Below are 581 nucleotides of genomic sequence, written 5' to 3'. Positions count from 1 at the left end.
AACCTGGACAGGAACATGTTCGCGCGCCTGGGAACCTTGGATTTTATGGCCCGGAAGGAAAACATCATCCTCACCGGGGCCTCTGGAACGGGCAAGAGCTATCTGGCACAGGCACTGGGGCACCAGGCATGTATGATGGAACACAGGGCCATATACGCCAATACGGCCAGGCTCTTCAAAAGACTGAAACTCTGCAAAGTGGACGGTACCTATCTCAAGGAACTGGACAAGATCCTGAAAACGGACCTGTTGATCCTGGACGACTTTGGACTGCAGAGTTTTGACAACCACGCCCGGGAGGCCCTGATGGATATCATCGACGACCGTTACAATAAGGCCTCCACCATTATAGCCTCCCAGATACCCGTATCGGCATGGTACGATATTATAGGGGAAAGTACCATTGCGGATGCCATATTGGACAGAATAGTAAACTCCTCACATAGGTTGGACCTAAAAGGGGAAAGCTTAAGAAAAGGAATTATAAAAAACGCTTAACACATTTTTTTTGTATTATTGAAAGATCTTTCAAAGTGGCACTGTTTGACCGAAACAGGTGGCACCATCACTCCGAAATAGCC

The 581-nt window shown here is 48.2% G+C and carries 1 protein-coding gene; it reads left to right on the top strand.

What is annotated here, in order from left to right; genetic code table 11:
• Nucleotides 1-498, top strand: a 498-nt coding sequence (locus MWU84_RS24065) for an ATP-binding protein (protein ID WP_246906578.1), incomplete at its 5' end; no start/stop codon positions are given.
• Between the last annotated feature and the right edge of the window lie 83 nt (nucleotides 499-581).

This window comes from Arenibacter sp. F20364, from assembly GCF_023015905.1.
In the GTDB taxonomy this organism is placed as follows: domain Bacteria; phylum Bacteroidota; class Bacteroidia; order Flavobacteriales; family Flavobacteriaceae; genus Arenibacter.
This window is presented reverse-complemented; position numbering and strand designations above follow the sequence as displayed.